The organism is Pseudomonas nitroreducens (genome assembly GCF_010994165.1).
Taxonomy (GTDB): domain Bacteria; phylum Pseudomonadota; class Gammaproteobacteria; order Pseudomonadales; family Pseudomonadaceae; genus Pseudomonas; species Pseudomonas nitroreducens.
Window position 1 is genome coordinate 198,949 of the sequence record NZ_WMBX01000003.1, and the last position, 17,765, is coordinate 216,713.

The window sequence follows — 17,765 nt, forward strand, 5'->3', positions numbered from 1 at the left end:
TGTCGTATTTCGTATACGAAACGTCTGAAGGAAATCCCGCAGCATTTCGTCGTCGGGTGCCGCTACGCGGCGAATCAGGGGTGGAATCGGTTAGGGGGAAATCAGTAGCCGTTCGGCCAGGTATCCGAGAGCCGATAGCCCTCGGGCCAGGGATCGCTCGGGTCGAGCAGGTGCTGGTGGGTGCCGGTGATCCAGGCGCGGCCGGAAATGCACGGGTGGATCGCCGGTTTGCCGCCGACGCTGGTGAGGCCGTCGATGCGGCAGTGGAACTTGGAATCGATGATCGAATGGCCGACGAAGCGTTCGCCGTCCTTCAACTGGCCCTTGGCATGCAGCACCGCCATGCGTGCCGAGCAGCCGGTGCCGCAGGGTGAGCGGTCGATCTTGCCGGGGCGGATGACCACGGCGTTACGGCCGTTCAGCACGCCGTCGATGCGCTCCACCGGCGCGGTCAGCTGGCAGAAGGAGATGTGCGCCCAGTCGTGGTTTTCCGGGTGCTTGAAGCCCAGTTGCTGGTTTGCCGCCTGGGTGATCTTCAGGCCGGTGGCAACCAGGTCGGCGGCCTCCGAGGCGTGCAGGGTGAAGCCCAGCGCGTGCGCGTCGGCCAGTACGAAGCTGTCGCCGCCGTAGGCGGTATCCACCTGCAGCGAACCGAGGCCTTCCACTTCGATCCAGGCATCGAGCTGGTCGGCGAAGGAGGGCAGGTTGCGCACTTCCACGCGCTGCACCTTGCCGTCCTTGCAGTCGGCCACGGCTTCGATCAGGCCGCCCGGCGCTTCCAGGGTCAGGCGCGTCTGCGGTTCCTGCATCGGCAGGATGCCGCTGTCCAGCAGCACGGTGCTGACGCACAGCGAGTTGGAGCCGGACATGGGCGGCACGTCCGCCGGCTCCATGATGATCCAGGCCATCTGCGCCCGCGGGTCCTTCGGCGGGACCAGCAGGTTCACGTGACGGAACACGCCGCCGCGCGGTTCGTTGAGGACGAAGTTGCGCAGGGTGTTGTCGCTGGCGATGAAGCGCGACTGTGCCCACACGGTATCGCCCGGCGGCGGGGCGACGCCGCCGACGATGACGTCGCCGACCTCGCCTTCGGCGTGGCAGCTGACGACGTGGATGATCTTGCTCGAACGCATTGTCTTTCTCCCTACGTTGTGGAGCCCGGCCTCCCTCACCCCAGCCCTCTCCCAGAGGGAGAGGGGGCAGGCCGTGCCGGCTGATGCTGTGGTTTCATCCTGCACCGATCAGTCCCCTCTCCCGCTTGAGGAGCGGGGCGCGCAGCCAGGGTCAGGGTGAGGGGCTCTTGTCAGTTCACCGAACGGAGGAACTCCGCCGTCTCCGCCCGCTGCGGATTGCCGATCACCTGCTCCGGCGTGCCGATCTCATGTACCAGCCCCTCGCGGAAGAACGCCACGCGGTCGGACACATCGCGGGCGAAGCGGATCTCGTGGGTCACCAGCACCATGGTCATGCCCTCTTCGGCGAGCAGGCGCATGGTGTCGAGCACCTCGCCCACCAGTTGCGGGTCGAGTGCCGAGGTGGCTTCGTCGAACAGCATGTAGTCCGGCGACATGGCCAGCGCGCGGGCGATCGCCATGCGCTGCTGCTGCCCGCCCGAGAGCTTCTGCGGGAACACCTTGAGCTTGTCGCCCAGGCCGACGTGCTTGAGCTGCTTCACCGCCATCGCCTCGGCCTCTTCCTTGGACAGGCCGAGCACCTTGCGCGGGGCGAGCATGACGTTCTCCAGCACGGTCAGATGCGGGAAGGCGTTCCACTGCTGGAAGACGATGCCGATCTTCTGCCGCAGCTTGTTCAGGTCGGTGGTCTTGGCGTGGACCTCGATGCCGTCGACGCGGATCTTGCCGCGCTGGATCGGCTCCAGGCCGTTGATGCACATCAGCAGGGTGGACTTGCCCGAACCCGAGCCGCCGATGATCGAGACCACCTCGCCCTTCTTCACGGTCAGGCTGACGCCCTTGACCACTTCCAGATCGCCGTAGGCTTTGTGCACGTTGTCGATTTCAATCATTTTCCTGCCACCTTTGTTCCAGCCGAGCGCCGAGGCGCGCCACGACCCAACTCATGAGGTAATAGATGACCCCGGCGATGCACAGCACCAGCAGGGGTTCCTGGATGCGCGTCACGATGGTCTGCGAGGCGCGGAGCAGTTCGACGATGCCGATCCACATGACCAGCGCGGTGTCCTTCATCACCCCCAGCACCAGGTTCAGCCAGCCGGGGAAGGCCACCCGCGCGGCCAGCGGAAGCACGATGTAGCGCAGGTCCTGCCAGTAGCTGAGGCCCAGCGAGCGGCTGGCGCGGCGGATGTTCGGGCCGACGGCGAGGATGCCGCTGCGGATGATCTCGGTGCAGAACGCCGCCGCGTACACGCCCAGCACCAGGCAGCCGACGGTGAAGGCGCTCCAGTTCAGGCCGACGATGCTTTTCAGCGAGTTGAACAGCACGAACTGGATCAGCAGCGGCACGCTGCGGAAGATGTCGAGGAACCAGCCGACCGGCATCGTGGCGCGCGGCAGGGTGGCGCGCAGCCAGCCCAGCACGACGCCAGCGAGGGTGCCGATGAGCATGGCGCCGACGGTCAGCTTGACGGTGACCCAGGCCCCTTGCAGCAGGAACATCAGGTCATTGACGGTGAAGCTCGTGGAAAACATGCGTGCTTCTCCTAGTAGCGGAACAGTCGCCAGCTCAGCAGGCGGGCGACCACCACGATGACCTTGGCGATGAGGTAATAGAGCACCGCGGCCAGGGCGAAGTACTCGAAGGTGCGGAAGGTGCGCACGTTGAAGTCCTGGGTCACGCCGGTGAGGTCGTTGTTCAGGCCCACGACCACGCCCAGCGAGGTCATCAGCACCGCCCAGACCATCTGGTTCGTCAGCGGGTAATAGACGATGCGCAGCAGCTGCGGAACGATGATCATCCGGTACGCCTGGAAGGCGCTCATGCCCAGCGAGCGCGCGGCGCGCATCTGGGTGTCCGGCACGGCCTTGAGGCCGCCGCGGAAGTTCTCCGCGAGGTAGCCGGCGTTGTTGAAGGTGATCCCCGCCAGCAGCGCCACCCAGGAGCTGACGTGCAGGCCGAAGGAGCCCAGGCCGAAGTACAGGATGTAGATCTGGAACAGCGACGGCGTGTTGCGCGCGATCGATACCCAGGTGTCGGCGAAGCCCTTCAGCCACGGATTCTTCATCTGCCGCATGACGGTGAGCAGCAGCGCGATGAGCACGCCGAGGATCATCGACAGCGCCGCGGTTTCCAGGGTTACCCAGGCGCCGCCGAGCATGTCCGGCAGGGCCTTGAAGGCGGAGCGCCAGTGGAAGCTGTAGTTGAACATCAGCGCACCCCCTCGCTCAGCCAACTCGGGACGCCACCGTCACCGCGCCCGCTGCAGGCCGCCTCGATGCAGGCGGCAAGGCTGCCAAAGTGCACCTGGCGCCCGGCCAGGCCCGGACCGTAGTGGGCGTACTTCGCCGAATTGGTGATCAGCGTGGTGCAGGACGGCGGAATCACCGGCTCGCCGATCATGCACCAGCAGGTGTCGTTGAGCAGTTGCGCGCCGAAGTCTTCCAGCACCTTCACGTCGCCGGCGGCGCGGGCCTTTTCCTCCACGGCGCGGCCGAGAGCGACGACCAGCGCGACACCCGGATGCTTGCGGCGCCCGGCGACCAGCCTGGCCAGCTCGGCACACTCGCTGGCGGAGAAGTGCGGGTTACCCAGGGACACCAGTTGCACGCTGGGCTCTGCCGCGTGGTCCAGTTCGCGCCAGGAAGCGATCAGGTCCGCCGGGGTGACGCGCAGGTGTTGCAGCGGGGCTTTGCCGCCCAGTGCGGTGGCGACGTCCGGCGCTTCCGGGGTGACGCCGGCGATTTGGAACATCGGCGCAGCGGAGGTAGTGGCGAAGGCTGCGCCGAAGGCTTTCAGCGCATCGCTGTCCGGCGCCAGCGGCTGCAGGCCGTCGACCACCGGGATGCGCGTGCCGCACAGCTCGCCGATGTGATAGCCGAGCAGCGGGAAGATCGACTCGTCATGTTCGGCCGGCAGCTCGACATCGATCCGCAGCACGGCCAGCCGACCTTCGTCGCGGTGGCTGCCGACGTTCGGCGCACGGCCGGTGAGGGCGATGCAGATGTCGAGGTAATCCGGGTATTTCAGGGTGCGCGCGCCGAGCACGCTGTTGGCGTAGACCACGGCGTTGGACTCGGCCCACACGACCTGTTCGCCGAGGCTCGGCTTGCTGTCCAGCAGGTAGGGCGCGCAGGTGTAGCTCATCTGCGCGCCCATCTCCATGTAGGCATCGCCCAGCGCGGCGGCGGGCTCGCCGAAGGCCTTGTCGACGCCCAGCTCGCGCCAGCGGCGGTGATCCACGGAGATGGAATTCAGGGTGGTCGGCACCTTCACCTTGCCGCCCCAGTCCGCCAGTTGGCGGGCGAAGCGCAGGCTGGCGGGGCCGGTATAGATGCAGCCGTCGATGTGCGCCTGGGCGACGTCGAGCAGGTCTTTCGCGCCTTGCAGCGCGGCCATGCGCAGGACGATCTGCATGGCGGCCTGGGCGGCCTTGCCGCGCTTGCCGTCGAGCAGTTCATGGTCGCCGGCGGTGAGTGCCAGGCCTTCCGGCAGTGGCCCGGCGTCGCTGGCCATCACGCCCTGCCAGCTATCGGCAGGGCGCTCGGCGGTGAGTGTTACCTGTCCGTCTTCGATACGGGCCCAGGCGCCCGTGGACAACTGCTCGAAAGCCTCGTGGCCCAGGCACAGCACCGGTATGGAGCGGCCGAACAACGCCTGCGCCACCAGCACGCCGAGGGTGAGGATCTCGTCCGGCTCGGCCAGCAGCAGGGCTGCCGGCGCATGGCCGTTGAGCAGTATTTCCAGCATCACGCTGCTGCCGGTACAGGAGCCGCGTCCGCTGGGAATCGCCAGCACCCGCCCGGGCAGGAAGCTGCCGGAGAGCGGATGGTGGCGGTCGATGACCTCGCCCGTGAAAGGCTCTACGCCTCCCCAGAAGCTCAGCCCGGTGTCGGCATGGAGTAGCGCCCCTTCGGCGCTACCCCCCATCAGGACCCGCCCTGTCAGGCGTGAGTCCCGCACCCTTGAAGCCTGAATCGAAGACATGTTGCGCCCGCCGTCAGTAGTACACGTGGGGAACGGTGAGGTCGACCGGGGTGCCGCCGACCCACTTCTCGTACAGCTCGGCGTAACGGCCGGTGCGGACCTGCTGGTTGACGAAGAGGTTGAGGTAGTGGATCAGGCCGTACTCGTTGCGCGCGGCGGCCAGCGACACGTAGTCGATCACGTAGGGCGCGTTGCCGACGACCTTCAGGCCCTTGTACTTGCCGGATTTCAGGGTGGAGGCGGCGACGGTGTTGGTCACCACGGTGGCGTCGATGTGACCCTGGGCGACGGCGAGGATGGTGTCGTTCTGGCTCTGGTAGGCGCGGAAGGAGCCCTTGCCGCCCCATTTCTTCACGTCCTTCTCCAGAGCGATGGCTTCATAGGTGCCGCTGGTGTTGCCCACCGGGCGGTCCTTGATGTCCTCGTACTGGGTGATGCCGGTGTCCTCGCGGGTCAGCACCACCATCTGGAAGGCGAAGTAGGGGATGGTCATGGCGACCGTCTTGGCGCGCTCCAGGGTGTCGGAGGTGGAAGCGACGATCACGTCGGCGCGGCCGGATACCAGCGCGGGGATACGATCCGGGAAGGGCGTCTCGACGACTTCGGCGGTAACACCGAGGACTTTCGCCAGGTCGTTGCAGTAGTCCACGTCGAAGCCGACCGGGTTGTTCTGCGCATCGCGCGAACCCATCGGCGGGAAGTCCAGGGTGACGGCGCAGCGCAGCTTGCCGGATTCAATGATGTCGTCGAGCTTGTCAGCCTGGGCCTGGCCGACGAGAAACACAGCGGTGAGGGCTAGCGCAATTCGGGAGAATTTCATGGGGGCCTCTCTGAGTCAGTGTTGTGCAGCGATTTTGTATTATGGATTTCGTATACGATATTTCTTAGAGCAAGGCATGTGCCAGAAATGGCCCGGGCATGACCGATCGGTCGCGAGGCCTGCTATTGGTGGGATCAGGGCTACAGGGTGCTTCGAATTGGCTGTAGGTGCGTTCCGAGCGCTGTTACCAAATGAAGCAGGAGCGTGTTTCGCTGCCCCGTATGGGAGCACTCGGGAAGCTGTGCGCGTTGATGTCCCTTGTGGGAGCAATTGTCTTCTGCGGGAAAGTTCGTGCCTGCTTTCCCCTATCCCCAGCCCTGGCTACGCGCCCCGCTCCTGAGGGTGAGGGGGCAGATCGTGCCGGCTGACGCTGGGGGTCTCATGCTGCTCAGAACGGTCCCCTCTCCCGCTTGCGGGAGAGGGTTAGGGTGAGGGGGCACTTGTAGAGGAGGAGCCCCTCAGCCCATGCCAGCGATCGCGCGCATGGGGCGCTACAGGTTTCGTCAGTTGGGCGCGACCTGCGACTCGCGATATTGCGTCGGCGACAGCCCGGTCAGTGCGCGGAACTGCCGGCTGAAGGCGCTGTGGTCTGTGTAGCCGCAACGCAGGGCGATCTCGGTGATCGGCAGGTCCTCGCCGAGCAGGCGCGTGGCGGCACCCAGGCGCGCCTTGTGGATCATCTGCCGTGGCGTGAGCTGGAAGATGCGCTTGCAGTGGCGCTCCAGCTGGGCGACGGAGAGGCCGGCCAGCTCGGTCAGCTCGGCAAGGTTGATCGGCTTGTCGAAGTGTTCGCGGATATAGGCGTCCACTGCCGCCAGGCGCTGGTAAGCGGGATGCGTGGATTGCGCCGCCTGCAGGTCGCTGGAAATTCCCGCCATGCCGATCACGGCGCCTTGCGCATCGCGCAGCGCCAGCTTGTGGGTCAGGCACCAGCCTGGCAGCCGGCCGGGGTAGAGGTGCAGCTCCAGCTGATCGCTGAGCTGGCCGCCGGTTTCCAGTACGCGGCGATCCTGCTCGGTGTAGATCGGGCCGAAGCGCGACGGGAAGACCTCCTCGGCGGTGCGCCCGAGCAGCTCGCGGGCATCCTTCACACCGCAGCGCCGCGCCAGGGTCTGGTTGACCAGCACGTAGCGCGCCGCGGTGTCCTTGATGAAGAACACCACGCCGGGCATGGCATCGAGCAGCGGGGAAATCTGCGCAAGGGTCTGCAGCAGGCTATCCAGGTCGCGGGCGCCCTGGGGAATCAGGTCGTGCATCGGGAGGCGAGTCGGCTGTCGGAACATGGCGGAAGGTACGCTGCAAGGTGGCGAGATGGCGGGACGCTGTCAACTCGTAGGGCGAATAACGCCTCGGGCGTTATCCGCCGGCCGCCACGTACGCAGGTGGGCGTGGCGGATAAAGCGTGCCGCTTTATCCGCCCTACGAGTGATCCGGTTGGAGCTCAGTCTTCGGCGAGCTGCAGCAAGGTTTCCACCCGCGTCGGGCTGAAGGGAGGACGCGGCGCCGGCGGTTGCCAGCCGAACAGCTGTTTGGCTGCCGCACCGCACACACGGCCTTGGCAGGCGCCCATGCCGCAGCGGCTGGCGAGCTTGGCGGCGGTCCAGTCCGGTTTGCCCGCCAGTGCCGAGTAGGGCACGTCTTCGCAGCGGCAGACCAGGGTGTCCGGTTGGGCGAGCTGGTTCAGGCGCGGGTCGAGGGCAAAGTCCTTTTTCAGTGCGTCGGCGAAGCCCTGCCAGCGCTGGCGCTGCGGCCAGAGCCCACGGGCGCGGTCGTGTTCACCCACGGCGGCGTGGCCGGCGATGCTGCCCTCCACCAGGGCCTTCTCCGAGCCGCCGAAGCCGGTGCATTCGCCCGCGGCGTAGATGCCATCGCGGCTGCTCGCCTGCCAGGCGTCGACGCGGATTGCACCGTCGTCCACCGCGCAGCCCAGTGCCTGGCCGAACTGCACGTTGGGGATGAGACCGAAGCCGCAGCCCAGTCGGTCGCATTCGATTTCCTTCAGCTTGCCACCCTGGCTGATTCGCACGCCTTCCAGGTGATCTGTCCCCAGTGCGGCGACGATATGGCTGTCGGCACGGTAGGCCGGGTCGTACAGGCCGAAGGACTGCAACAGCTTGTTCGGCCAGCGTGGCAGCTTCAGGGCGAAGCTGGCCAACGCAGACCAAGAGGCCTGTTCGGCGATGCGCTGGATCTTCGCGCCGTTGGCGCGGGCGGTCGCGGCGCTGGCGAGCAGCAACGGGCCGCTGCCGGCGATCACTACACGCTGGCCGTCCACCGGTACGCCGCCTTTCACCAGTGCCTGCAGTCCGCCTGCACCGGTGACGCCGGGCAGCGTCCAGCCGGGGAAGGGCAGCAGCAGCTCGCGGGCACCGGTGCAGAGGATCAGCTTGCGGTAATCCAGCCGCCAGCCACGTTGGAAGTCTTCCAGCAGCAGGCCGCGTTCGCCGGCCAGGGCCACCACGCGTGTGGCGCTGTGAATCCTGATGTTGGCGCAGGCGGCGACTTCTTCGCGCAGCTCCAGAGCGGCGCGCGGCAGGTGCGCATTGGGCCCGTCGCGCCAGATCTGCCCGCCGGGCAGCGGGTTGTCGTCGAGGATGACGATGCTGGCGCCGCTCGGCGCGGCGGCGAGGGCGGCGGACATTCCCGCCGGCCCGGCACCGATGATGAGGATATCGACGGGCTCGCTCATGGGCGCGTCTCCACCTGCATGCCCTCGCGGCACAGGGTCTGGCAGGCCAGGCGGCGCTGGCCGTCGATGATCACCCGGCACTCCTGGCAGATGCCCATGCCGCATAGCGGCGCACGGCGCTGGCCGCTGACCGAGGTGCGTGTGGTGCCGTCGCCGCCCAGGGCAAGTGCGGCGGCCACCGTGGTGCCGGCGACGACATGCAGTGGGCGGCCGTCAAGAGTCAGGTTAGGCATGGGTGGTGGCTCCGAGGAAGCGGCGCGGGGAGTAGGGTTCGGCCGGCAGCGGCAACGCTTCGCCGCACAGCTGCGCGGCGAGCAGGTCGGCGGTGCCCGGCGCGGTGGTTACGCCCAGGCCTTCGTGGCCGACAGCGAGCCACAGGCCGGGGCGCTGCGGATTTTCGCCCACCAGCGGCATGCCGTCCGGGCTGGCGGCGCGGAAGCCGGCCCAGCTGCGGATCACGTTGAGGTTGGCCAGGCCGGGCATGTAGTCCACAGCGCGGCGCAGCATCTTCGCCAGCATCCAGCCTTCCACCTGCGGGTCGGTGGTGCCGAACTGCCGCGAGGCGCCGATGAACAACTGGCCGGTCGGGCGCGGCTGGATGTTGCAGGCCACCGAAGGCCCGCTGGCGTTGTGCGCGCTGGTCACGTAGCCCAGCTCCACCAGCGTGCGGCGCACCTTGCCGGGGTAGCGGTCGGTGATCAGCAGATGACCTTTTTTCGGTTCGATGGGCAGGTCGGCGCAGAGCTGCGTGGCCTGGATGCCATTGGCCAGGACGATGGCCTTGGCGCTCAGCCACTGGCCGTCGTCCAGGCGCACTCGGGGTTCGTCGATTTCCACCACCTTGGCCTGGCGCTGGCGGATCGGTTTCAGCGCCGACTCCAGCAGCCACGCGGCGGCGCGCGGCGCGTAGAGAATGCCGTCACCGGTGATCTCCAGCCCGCCGTGCAGGTCGCTGCGCAGCTCGGGTTCTTCCTGCTGCAGCTCCGCGCTGTTTAGCAGCCTTGCGGCGACGCCGTGCTCGCGCAGCACGGCGAACTTGCGTTCGGCTTCGGCCATCTCTTCGTCATTGGCCGCCAGCCACATCGTGCCGTTGCTGCGGTACGCGCATTCGGCGGGCATGTCGTGGCCCCACTCGCGCCAGCGCTGCAGCGAGTAGTTGCTCAGCGCCAGTTCGGCGGCATTGTCGTCGAGCACCAGCAGGTGGCCCATGCCGACGGCGGTGGCGCCGGGCAGGCGCGCATCCAGCACCAGCACGTCCAGGCCGCGGCGGGCGAGGGCGTGGGCGCAGGCGGCGCCGACGATGCCGGCGCCGATGACGATGATGTCCGCATCGCTCACGAACGGATGCCCCAGGCGAACGGGTCGTCTTCTTCCAGCAGCAGGGTGGCTTCCGCGCTGATGTTGGCGCGCCCGCGGATGGTCGGGATGATGCGCCCCTCGGCAGGCTCGCCGACCCACTCGAAGCGGCCCTCGAACTGGCTGCCGATCACGCTGGCCTGGCGCCAGGCGTCGCCGGCGGCGAGCTTGCCGTCAGCGGCCAGGCACGCCAGCTTGGCGCTGGTGCCGGTGCCGCAGGGCGAGCGGTCGTAGGCCTTGCCGGGGCAGAGCACGTAGTTGCGGCTGTCCGCATCGGGATCGTCGGCGAACAGCTCGATGTGATCGATCAGGCCACCGTCTTCGCCGCGGATGCCCTGGTCTTCCAGCGCCTTCTGCACGGCGACGGTGTAGGCAGTCAGTTCGTCCAGGTTGTCGCCGGCGACGCGCAGGCCGTGATCGGCGATCAGGAAGAACCAGTTGCCGCCCCAGGCGATGTCGCCGTGCACCAGGCCATGGCCGGGCACTTGCACCGGCACCTGCTTGCGGTAGCGATAGGAAGGGACGTTGCGCACGCTCACCGAGCGGTCGTCGTGCAGGGTTGCTTCGACGGTGCCCACCGGCGTCTCGATCTTGTGCGTGCCGGGGCCGATACGCCCCAGGTGCGCCAGCGAGACGACCAGGCCGATGGTGCCGTGGCCGCACATGCCCAGGTAACCGGTGTTGTTGAAGAAGATCACCCCGGCGCAGGCGCTCGGGTCCACCGGCTCGCAGAGCAATGCGCCGACCAGCACATCGCTGCCGCGCGGCTCCAGCACGGTCGCGGCGCGCCAGCTGTCGTGCTCCCTGGCCAGCAGCGCACGGCGTTCGGCCATGCTGCCCTTGCCCAGATCGGGAAAGCCGTCGAGCACCAGGCGCGTGGGTTCGCCGCCGGTGTGGGAATCGAGAACCTGGATGCGTTTCATGCTGCCCCCTGAGGTGGTCTTGTGGTTGACCCTAGGGTGGCGCGGAGCGGGGATGGGAGCTTGAGGGTTTTCCGCCGGGCCGATGATGAAATCGGCACAGCGGGTCTTTTCGATCAGCTCGGTGTCGGCCGATTCGGCAGGTGCTCGTAGAGCGTGCGGCAGACACCGTTGATGTGTTCTTCCAGCAGGCGCGCGGCCAGCTCGCCATCGCCGGCGCGGCAGGCGTCGAGGATGTCGTGGTGCTCGTGATCCGCGCGATCCTTGCCGGAGGACAGGCTCATCTGCATGCGCAGGTAGCGTTCGAGCTTGTCATGGATGGAGCGGATCAGGCCAACCAGGTAGGGCCGCTGCGCCGGTTCATAGAGACAGGCATGCAGCTCCCAGTTCAGTTCCGCCCAGCGGCCGACATCGTCCTCGCCGACGAACTCGGCACAGATGCGCTCGGCGCGCTCGAAGGTCTCGGCGGTCATGTTCGGCACCGCCAGGCGGATCGCCTGGGCTTCGAGAACGACCCGTACCTCGAACATCTGCGCCAGTTCCGGCTCGGATATCTTCGTCACCAGCGCCCCCTTGTTGCGCTGGAACTCCACCAGCCCCTCGGCCTCCAGGCGCTTGAGCGCCTCGCGCACGGGAATTTTGCTGACGTTGAAGATCTGCGCGATATCGTCCTGGCGGATCGGCTCGTGCTCTGCCATCTGGCCGGAAATGATCGCCTCGCGCAGGTGCTTGGCGATGGTCTCCGAGGCGGAGGGGACGATACCCAGGTTGGGGGCGTTGCGTAGCGGCACGATGCAGTCCGGTCAGGTGGTTGTTGTCGGATATGGTATACGAAATCCCTGTAATGCAGTGAAGCACCGGCGAGCGGTCATCGCAATGGATGAATCAGGGGATTTGCACACGCAATGCGCGTGCCGGGGAATCAGTTACGGCGTTCGACGATATAGCGGGCGAGGGCGCGCAGCGGTTCGGCGCTATCGCCAAAGCCTTCCAGCGCGGCCAGCGACTGGTCGCGCAGCGCCAAGGCGTAGGCCTTCGCTTCGTCAAGGCCGAGCAGGGCGGGGTAAGTCGGCTTGTCGTGCGCCTGGTCCTTGCCCTGGGTCTTGCCGAGGGTGGCGGTGTCGCTTTCCACGTCGAGGATGTCGTCCTGCACCTGGAACGCCAGGCCCACGGCTTCGGCGTAGCGGCGCAGGGCTTGCAGCGCATCGGTGTTGGCGCGGCCGCTGGCGAGGGCGCCGAGCTGCACGCTGGCCTCGATCAGCGCGCCGGTCTTGTGCCGGTGCATGGTTTCCAGTGCGGCCTGGTCGATCTTGCGGCCCACGGACTCCAGGTCGATCGCCTGCCCGCCAACCATCCCGGCCGAACCGGCGGCGCGGGCGAGGATCATCAGCATGTCCAAGCGGGTCTGGGCATCCTGCGGATTGAGCTGGGCGTTACCGATCACCTCGAATGCCAGTGCCTGCAGGCCGTCACCGGCGAGAATCGCGCAGGCCTCGTCGTAGGCAATGTGGGTGGTCGGCTGGCCGCGACGCAGGTCGTCGTCGTCCATCGCCGGCAGATCGTCGTGCACCAGGGAATAGGCGTGGATCAGCTCCACTGCGCAAGCAGCGCCGTCCGCCCGCTCGGCGTCGCCGCCCAGTGCTTCGCAGGCCGCGTAGGCCAACAGCGGGCGCACGCGCTTGCCACCGTTGACCACGCTGTAGCGCATGGCGGCGTAGATGCGAGTGAGTTCTTCACGGGGGGCGACGAAGAGTTTTTCCAGCGCAGCGTCGACACGCGCCGTACAGCGCGCCTGGTACCCGGCGATCATGCGTCTTCGCCTTCCGGATCGAAGGGCGCTTCGCTCAGTTCGCCATCGCGTTCCAGCAGGATCTGCACCTTCTGCTCCGCCTGGGTCAGCGCCGCCTGGCAGTCGCGCGTCAGGCGGATGCCCTGCTCGAAGGCCCCCAGCGAGTCCTCCAGCGACAACTCGCCGCTTTCCAGGCGCTCCACCAGCGTTTGCAGCTCGGCGAGGGACTGTTCGAAGTCGAGGGAAGCTTTCTTGCGGGCCATGCGGACATCTCGGCGGGGGTATTCGGAAACCTCGCGACACTAGCAGAGACGGGCTTTGCGGGCAAATCTTCGGTCAGGCCGCCAGCGACTGCACAACCCTTGCCGGCGGCGCTTTCGGACCGGTTTCTAATAGCCGCCGTCGCGGACGCCCTGATGCTCCGCCACCACCCTGAGCATGCGCAGCGACTCGAATGGAGCATCGACCACGAACTGATTCGCCAGCCATGACGGCACGCTGCCGCCGGGTTCGCCGCGCATTTCGTAGGTGACTTCGGTGAGCTTCGGGCCCTTGGGGACCATCTGCCAGGTGCCGGAAACATTGGGTACGCGTATGCGGTCCTTCACCGGAGGAAGATAGTCCGGCGCAGCCTGCAGGTGGCGGATCATGCCGCCGTCCGCGGTTTCCTCGGTGCTCACCTTCAGCACCAGGTCCCGCGGGGCGGCGGGCCACGGGAGCTTGGTGTCGAGGTAGACCCAGATCGCCTCGTCACTGTACTTGAGCAGGCGCATCAGCGCGCAGGCGTAGAGCCAGGCGCAGGAGACGCGCAGGTTCTCCTGCAGGTGGCCGAGGGTGGCGACGTCGGATTTCACCAGGGTCACCCCGCGGAAACTCTTGTAGCGGGAGCCGGGCACGTCGCGAAGGTAAACCTGCACGCCATCTTCGTTCCTCGCCAGTTTCCAGTCTTGCGCCTGCGCCCAGGCCGGGTTGCATGTCAGCAGTGGCGCTGCCATGAGCAAGGCAACGTGAAGTGGCGAGAGGCGTGTCATGTCGGTGCAACCGGCGAGGGGATAGCTTGATCTTATGCCTGCCTGGTGACAGCGGCGCATTGGCTGGCGAGCGGTCTGACATGGGCTGAGGCTTTTTCGCAGGCATTAAAAAAGCCGGCTTGTGGCCGGCTTTCAGGGGGTGGTCCAACCTTACTTCTGGTAGGGCGGGCCGCCTTGATTCTGTGGCAACGCAGGGGACTGCGTGCGGGGCGCGCATGGTAGCAAAGTCGGGACGAAAAGCCTAATCCCGGTCACAAAAAAGCCCCGCAGTGGCGGGGCTTCTTCGCGGCGGGGGCTACCCCGCGACCATCACTTGGCCTGGAAGGCGGCGACGGCCTTGGTGATGTAGTCGTGGGCCTGGGCGGCGTCGCCCCAGCCTTCGACCTTCACCCACTTGCCCTTCTCGAGATCCTTGTAGTTCTCGAAGAAGTGCTTGATCTGCTCCAGCAGCAGGGCCGGCAGGTCGGTGTATTCCTTCACGTCCTTGTACAGGACGGTCAGCTTGTCGTGCGGTACGGCGATCAGCTTGGCGTCGCCGCCGGCTTCGTCGCTCATGTTCAGCACGCCAACCGGACGGGCGCGGATCACGGAGCCCGGAGCGACCGGATACGGGGTCACGACCAGCACGTCCAGGGGGTCACCGTCGTCGGCCAGGGTGTTCGGGATGAAGCCGTAGTTGGCCGGGTAGAACATCGGGGTGGCCATGAAACGGTCGACGAACAGGCAGTCGGTGTCCTTGTCGATCTCGTACTTGATCGGCGCGTGGTTGGCCGGGATCTCGATGGCGACGTAAATGTCGTTCGGCAGGTCTTTGCCAGCCGGGATGCTGCTGTAGCTCATGGACGACTCCAGATAGTGGTCGGGCCGAAAAAGTGCGGCGGATTATAGGCAGATTGCCGTGTCCAAGCCACAGACATCGCCTAGTGCGCCCGAGTTTCCTGATATTCGGGGTGCTCGGCTTGCAGCCGGTGCAGGCGCGAGAGCGGATCTTGCCGGTAGAACAGCGAAAGCTGCTCATAGACTTTGGGATAGGCCGCCTGAAGGAGGTCCGGAGCGGTAAAGAAGTACTCGCTGGTGACGGCGAAGAACTCGGCAGGATTCTCGGCCGCGTAAGGGTCGATGGCGGTGTGCGCCTGCGGATCGCGGTCGAGCTGGCGGTTCATGTCGTCGTAGGCGGCCTGCATGGCGGCGGCCCAGTCGGTGACGCGCATGTCGCGGTGCAGTGGCGGCAGGCCGTTGGCGTCGCCGTTGAGCATATCGAGCTTGTGCGCCAGTTCGTGGATCACCAGGTTGTAGGCGTCCCAGCCACCGCCGCTCTCCACGCCGGGCCAGGCAAGGATCACCGGGCCTTGCAGGGAGGTTTCGCCGGCGCGCTCGTCGTCGAATTCGTGCATGACGCCAGCGGGGTCGCGGTGTTTCTGCGGGCTGACGAAGTCGTCGGGGTAGAGCACCAGCTCATGGAAGCCGCTGTACCAGTTCAGGTCCGGCAGGTGCAGCAGCGGCAGCTCGGCCTGGGTGGCGAGCAGCAGGCGGCGGTAGTCGTCCAGTTCGATGCCGGGCAGCGGCGAGAGGCGCTTGTCGCGCAGGAACAGCAGCGCCCGCTCGCCGAGCCGGCGCAGTTCCTCTTCGCTCAGGCCGTCGAGGATCGGCAGCTGCCGCCGCACCTGCTCCCAGAGCTGGGCGTCGAGCGGATAGCGGGCGAGGAAGCGCCGGCGGCGCCAGGCGCTGAACGACCACATGGGCGGATCAGTGCTCGCCTGGCTGGGCCTTGGCCGATGGGCGCATCTTGTGGCGGATGAAGCCGATCAGCATGGGTACCAGGGAGAAGGCGATGATGGCGATGATCATCACCGAGAGGTTCTGCTTGATGAAGGGCACGTTGCCGAAGAAGTAGCCCAGGGTCACCAGGCCGCCGACCCAGGCGATGCTGCCGGCCACGCTGAAGAACAGGAAGCGCGCGTAGGGCATGTAGGCCATGCCGGCGACGAAGGGCGCGAAGGTGCGCACGATGGGCAGGAAGCGCGCCAGGGTCACGGTCTTGCCGCCGTGGCGCTCGTAGAAGGCGTGAGTCTGGTCCAGGTAGTCGCGGCGGAAGACCTTCGAGTTCGGGTTGCTGAACAGGCGCTTGCCCAGGGTTCGGCCGATCACGTAGTTGGTACTGTCGCCGCTGATCGCCGCGAGCAGCAGCAGGCCGCCGAGCAGCCAGGGGTCCATGCCGCCGGCGGCGCAGATGGCACCGGCGATGAAGAGCAGCGAGTCGCCCGGCAGGAAGGGCGTCACCACCAGACCGGTCTCGCAGAAGATCACCAGGAAGAGGATGGCGTAGATCCAGGTGCCATAGTTGGCTACCGCCAGCGACAGGTAGCTGTCGAGGTGGAGAATCAGGTCGATCGGGTTGAATTCCATGAGAAGCCTGTTTGACAACGAGGTGAACGGCCGGGCCGACCATTATAAGGCGCGACCTGACTGCCGGGGGCGCTCTCCGTCGAATCCTGCGACGGAGAGCCGCGGGAGGATATTACAGCTTCTGCGTGAAAATCCTGTCGCTGCAAGCGCGGCAACGCCTTGTGACAAATACCGCAGAAGCGCTGGACGCTGCGTCAGAGCAGGCTCGCCTGCCAGCTCAACAGGGCGGGCGCCACCTTGGGTGCCGATGCCGCACCGTGCTGCTCGCCGGCGGCTGGCAATTGTTCGGCCAGCGGGTGTGCGGCGACTTCACGGGTGTTCATCGCGGTTTCCAGGCGTGCCTCGGCAATCAGCTGCTGCAGGCGCCCGCTGCGGCGCAGGGTGCGCAGGCCGCGGTCGAGGCTGGCGGCGAGGGCTTCGCCTTCGGCGCGCTTCTTCGGCACCAGCACGTAGAGCGGCTTGACCTCCAGCGGCGGGTCGACGAACTCCAGTTGTTCGCGCAGCGCCGGGGCGTTCTGGCTGAGCAACTGGTAGCCGGTGTAACGGTCCACCACGGCCAGGTCGATGCGCCCGCGCAGGAGTTTTTCCAGGTTCTGCCAGTCGCTGCTGACCACGTCCTTGTTGAGGAAGTCGGCGCTGTCGAAGCTCTCCTGGTTGACGTAGCCGCGCACCACGCCGATGCGGTAGGGGCGCAGGGTATCGAGGTCGCGGGGGTTGATCGGCAGGGCGCGGTCGCGACGGCGGAAGAAGCCGAGCTGGGAGTCCAGCAGCGGCATCGATGTGTAGAAGTCCTGGCGGCGGTCGGGCGACAGGTACGCCGGCATCAGCGCGTCGAAGCGGCCCTCGCGGGTTTCGTTGAGCGCCCGCTGCCAGGGCAGGAACACCAGTTCTGCCTTGTCGCCATTGAGCGCCAGGGCTTCGTTGAGGATGCGGCTGGCCAGCCCGTTGCCCGGCAGGTCGCTACCGACGTAGGGTGCCCATTCCAGGGTGGCGACACGTAACGTCTGGGCCTGGGCGATGGCGCCCGCAAGACCCAGGCAGAAGCAGGCGGTGCGCAGGACGAGCAGGGAAATACGCATGGGATCCCTTCATGCGGAGGCCGCGGCAATTCCGATGATGGCACTTTAGTGTGCCCGGCCCGCCGCCGCCAGCGGGCCGTTGCGTGCCTCAGTTGAGGTCGTCGCTGATCGGCAGGATGTAGTTCTTGAACTCGCTGTCCTCGCGGAAGCCGATGGACTCGTAGACCTTCTGCGCCACTTCGTTGTTGACGCTGGTGGACACGCGCATGCGCACGGCCTGGGTCTCGCGGGCCATCTGTCGGGCGGTCTGCAGCAGGTGGTCGGCGACCAGTTGGCGGCGGGCTTCTTCGGCGACGTAGATGTCGTTGAGGATCCACACGCGCTTGAGCGAGAGCGAGGAGAAGCTCGGGTAGAGCTGGCAGAAGCCCAGCAGCTTGTTGTCGTCGTCGTCCGGCAGGGCCAGGTAGATCACCGATTCCTTGCGGCGCAGGCGCTTCTCGAGGAATTTCCGCGAGGACTCGGGGTAGGGGAGCATCCCGTAGAACTCGCGATATTTGACGAACAACGGAGCGAGCAGATCGAGGTGGTCGAGCGTGGCTTGCACGATGCGCATA

20 protein-coding genes are annotated in these 17,765 nt (G+C 66.7%); all 20 read right to left on the minus strand.

Annotated elements, in window-relative coordinates:
• Positions 1 to 101: 101 nt before the first annotated feature.
• The 20 genes from GJV37_RS14320 to GJV37_RS14415 all read right to left on the minus strand — a co-directional run bounded on the left by GJV37_RS14320 (position 102) and on the right by GJV37_RS14415 (position 17,764).
• Positions 102 to 1,133, minus strand: a complete 1,032-nt coding sequence (locus tag GJV37_RS14320; protein WP_193452676.1) for a trans-3-hydroxy-L-proline dehydratase — start codon at positions 1,131 to 1,133, stop codon at positions 102 to 104.
• Between the two features lie 170 nt (positions 1,134 to 1,303).
• Positions 1,304 to 2,026 (minus strand): amino acid ABC transporter ATP-binding protein, encoded by a 723-nt coding sequence (locus GJV37_RS14325; RefSeq protein WP_024764659.1) that lies wholly within the window; start codon positions 2,024 to 2,026, stop codon positions 1,304 to 1,306.
• Positions 2,019 to 2,669: an amino acid ABC transporter permease gene (locus GJV37_RS14330; protein ID WP_024764660.1), complete on the minus strand. Its 651-nt coding sequence runs from the start codon at positions 2,667 to 2,669 to the stop codon at positions 2,019 to 2,021. The genes GJV37_RS14325 and GJV37_RS14330 overlap by 8 nt, the downstream gene beginning before the upstream one ends.
• A gap of 11 nt (positions 2,670 to 2,680) precedes the next feature.
• The gene (locus GJV37_RS14335) at positions 2,681 to 3,346 is read right to left on the minus strand and encodes an amino acid ABC transporter permease (protein WP_065086602.1); all 666 of its coding nucleotides are present in this window, start codon (positions 3,344 to 3,346) and stop codon (positions 2,681 to 2,683) included.
• Entirely contained in the window at positions 3,346 to 5,064 is a 1,719-nt protein-coding gene (lhpI, locus tag GJV37_RS14340; protein ID WP_193452677.1) for a cis-3-hydroxy-L-proline dehydratase, read from the minus strand. The genes GJV37_RS14335 and lhpI overlap by 1 nt, the downstream gene beginning before the upstream one ends.
• Positions 5,065 to 5,134: 70 nt before the next feature.
• Positions 5,135 to 5,941: an ABC transporter substrate-binding protein gene (locus tag GJV37_RS14345; protein WP_024764662.1), complete on the minus strand. Its 807-nt coding sequence runs from the start codon at positions 5,939 to 5,941 to the stop codon at positions 5,135 to 5,137.
• Between the two features lie 503 nt (positions 5,942 to 6,444).
• Positions 6,445 to 7,224: an AraC family transcriptional regulator gene (locus tag GJV37_RS14350; protein ID WP_084358087.1), complete on the minus strand. Its 780-nt coding sequence runs from the start codon at positions 7,222 to 7,224 to the stop codon at positions 6,445 to 6,447.
• A 158-nt stretch (positions 7,225 to 7,382) separates the two neighbouring features.
• Positions 7,383 to 8,630, minus strand: coding sequence for an NAD(P)/FAD-dependent oxidoreductase (locus tag GJV37_RS14355; protein WP_193452678.1), 1,248 nt, complete (start codon positions 8,628 to 8,630; stop codon positions 7,383 to 7,385).
• Positions 8,627 to 8,863: a (2Fe-2S)-binding protein gene (locus GJV37_RS14360; protein WP_170859214.1), complete on the minus strand. Its 237-nt coding sequence runs from the start codon at positions 8,861 to 8,863 to the stop codon at positions 8,627 to 8,629. Before GJV37_RS14360 ends, GJV37_RS14355 begins: the two co-directional genes overlap by 4 nt.
• On the minus strand, positions 8,856 to 9,968 hold the full coding sequence (locus GJV37_RS14365) for an NAD(P)/FAD-dependent oxidoreductase (protein ID WP_170859215.1): 1,113 nt from the start codon (positions 9,966 to 9,968) through the stop codon (positions 8,856 to 8,858). The genes GJV37_RS14360 and GJV37_RS14365 overlap by 8 nt, the downstream gene beginning before the upstream one ends.
• Positions 9,965 to 10,909, minus strand: coding sequence for a 4-hydroxyproline epimerase (locus GJV37_RS14370; RefSeq protein WP_024764666.1), 945 nt, complete (start codon positions 10,907 to 10,909; stop codon positions 9,965 to 9,967). Before GJV37_RS14370 ends, GJV37_RS14365 begins: the two co-directional genes overlap by 4 nt.
• 113 nt (positions 10,910 to 11,022) lie before the next feature.
• Positions 11,023 to 11,697 carry a GntR family transcriptional regulator gene (locus tag GJV37_RS14375; protein WP_024764667.1) on the minus strand — a complete coding sequence of 225 codons (675 nt, stop codon included), beginning with the start codon at positions 11,695 to 11,697 and terminating at the stop codon, positions 11,023 to 11,025.
• A 131-nt stretch (positions 11,698 to 11,828) separates the two neighbouring features.
• Positions 11,829 to 12,716: a (2E,6E)-farnesyl diphosphate synthase gene (gene ispA, locus GJV37_RS14380; RefSeq protein WP_193452679.1), complete on the minus strand. Its 888-nt coding sequence runs from the start codon at positions 12,714 to 12,716 to the stop codon at positions 11,829 to 11,831.
• Positions 12,713 to 12,958 (minus strand): exodeoxyribonuclease VII small subunit, encoded by a 246-nt coding sequence (locus tag GJV37_RS14385; protein WP_024764669.1) that lies wholly within the window; start codon positions 12,956 to 12,958, stop codon positions 12,713 to 12,715. The genes ispA and GJV37_RS14385 overlap by 4 nt, the downstream gene beginning before the upstream one ends.
• A 126-nt stretch (positions 12,959 to 13,084) precedes the next feature.
• Positions 13,085 to 13,690, minus strand: coding sequence for an START domain-containing protein (locus GJV37_RS14390; RefSeq protein ID WP_246228345.1), 606 nt, complete (start codon positions 13,688 to 13,690; stop codon positions 13,085 to 13,087).
• A 345-nt stretch (positions 13,691 to 14,035) separates the two neighbouring features.
• Positions 14,036 to 14,566 (minus strand): inorganic diphosphatase, encoded by a 531-nt coding sequence (gene ppa, locus GJV37_RS14395; protein WP_017521720.1) that lies wholly within the window; start codon positions 14,564 to 14,566, stop codon positions 14,036 to 14,038.
• Between the two features lie 80 nt (positions 14,567 to 14,646).
• A complete protein-coding gene (locus GJV37_RS14400) occupies positions 14,647 to 15,465 on the minus strand; it encodes a M90 family metallopeptidase (RefSeq protein ID WP_054908336.1) in 819 nt (272 codons plus the stop codon).
• A 7-nt stretch (positions 15,466 to 15,472) separates the two neighbouring features.
• Complete coding sequence (locus GJV37_RS14405) at positions 15,473 to 16,132, minus strand: DedA family protein (protein ID WP_024764672.1); 660 nt, start codon at positions 16,130 to 16,132, stop codon at positions 15,473 to 15,475.
• 194 nt (positions 16,133 to 16,326) lie between these two features.
• Positions 16,327 to 17,211 (minus strand): substrate-binding periplasmic protein, encoded by an 885-nt coding sequence (locus GJV37_RS14410; RefSeq protein ID WP_170859217.1) that lies wholly within the window; start codon positions 17,209 to 17,211, stop codon positions 16,327 to 16,329.
• A gap of 88 nt (positions 17,212 to 17,299) precedes the next feature.
• Positions 17,300 to 17,764, minus strand: a complete 465-nt coding sequence (locus GJV37_RS14415; protein ID WP_024764674.1) for a GNAT family N-acetyltransferase — start codon at positions 17,762 to 17,764, stop codon at positions 17,300 to 17,302.
• Position 17,765: the final 1 nt, after the last annotated feature.

Coding starts and splice junctions, on each gene's coding strand:
- GJV37_RS14320 (WP_193452676.1), bottom strand. CDS start 1,133: ATGCGTTCGAGCAAGATCATCCACGTCGTCAGCTGCCACGCCGAAGGC.
- GJV37_RS14325 (WP_024764659.1), bottom strand. CDS start 2,026: ATGATTGAAATCGACAACGTGCACAAAGCCTACGGCGATCTGGAAGTG.
- GJV37_RS14330 (WP_024764660.1), bottom strand. CDS start 2,669: ATGTTTTCCACGAGCTTCACCGTCAATGACCTGATGTTCCTGCTGCAA.
- GJV37_RS14335 (WP_065086602.1), bottom strand. CDS start 3,346: ATGTTCAACTACAGCTTCCACTGGCGCTCCGCCTTCAAGGCCCTGCCG.
- lhpI (WP_193452677.1), bottom strand. CDS start 5,064: ATGGGGGGTAGCGCCGAAGGGGCGCTACTCCATGCCGACACCGGGCTG.
- GJV37_RS14345 (WP_024764662.1), bottom strand. CDS start 5,941: ATGAAATTCTCCCGAATTGCGCTAGCCCTCACCGCTGTGTTTCTCGTC.
- GJV37_RS14350 (WP_084358087.1), bottom strand. CDS start 7,224: ATGTTCCGACAGCCGACTCGCCTCCCGATGCACGACCTGATTCCCCAG.
- GJV37_RS14355 (WP_193452678.1), bottom strand. CDS start 8,630: ATGAGCGAGCCCGTCGATATCCTCATCATCGGTGCCGGGCCGGCGGGA.
- GJV37_RS14360 (WP_170859214.1), bottom strand. CDS start 8,863: ATGCCTAACCTGACTCTTGACGGCCGCCCACTGCATGTCGTCGCCGGC.
- GJV37_RS14370 (WP_024764666.1), bottom strand. CDS start 10,909: ATGAAACGCATCCAGGTTCTCGATTCCCACACCGGCGGCGAACCCACG.
- ispA (WP_193452679.1), bottom strand. CDS start 12,716: ATGATCGCCGGGTACCAGGCGCGCTGTACGGCGCGTGTCGACGCTGCG.
- GJV37_RS14385 (WP_024764669.1), bottom strand. CDS start 12,958: ATGGCCCGCAAGAAAGCTTCCCTCGACTTCGAACAGTCCCTCGCCGAG.
- GJV37_RS14390 (WP_246228345.1), bottom strand. CDS start 13,690: ATGGCAGCGCCACTGCTGACATGCAACCCGGCCTGGGCGCAGGCGCAA.
- ppa (WP_017521720.1), bottom strand. CDS start 14,566: ATGAGCTACAGCAGCATCCCGGCTGGCAAAGACCTGCCGAACGACATT.
- GJV37_RS14400 (WP_054908336.1), bottom strand. CDS start 15,465: ATGTGGTCGTTCAGCGCCTGGCGCCGCCGGCGCTTCCTCGCCCGCTAT.
- GJV37_RS14405 (WP_024764672.1), bottom strand. CDS start 16,132: ATGGAATTCAACCCGATCGACCTGATTCTCCACCTCGACAGCTACCTG.
- GJV37_RS14410 (WP_170859217.1), bottom strand. CDS start 17,211: ATGCGTATTTCCCTGCTCGTCCTGCGCACCGCCTGCTTCTGCCTGGGT.
- GJV37_RS14415 (WP_024764674.1), bottom strand. CDS start 17,764: ATGCGCATCGTGCAAGCCACGCTCGACCACCTCGATCTGCTCGCTCCG.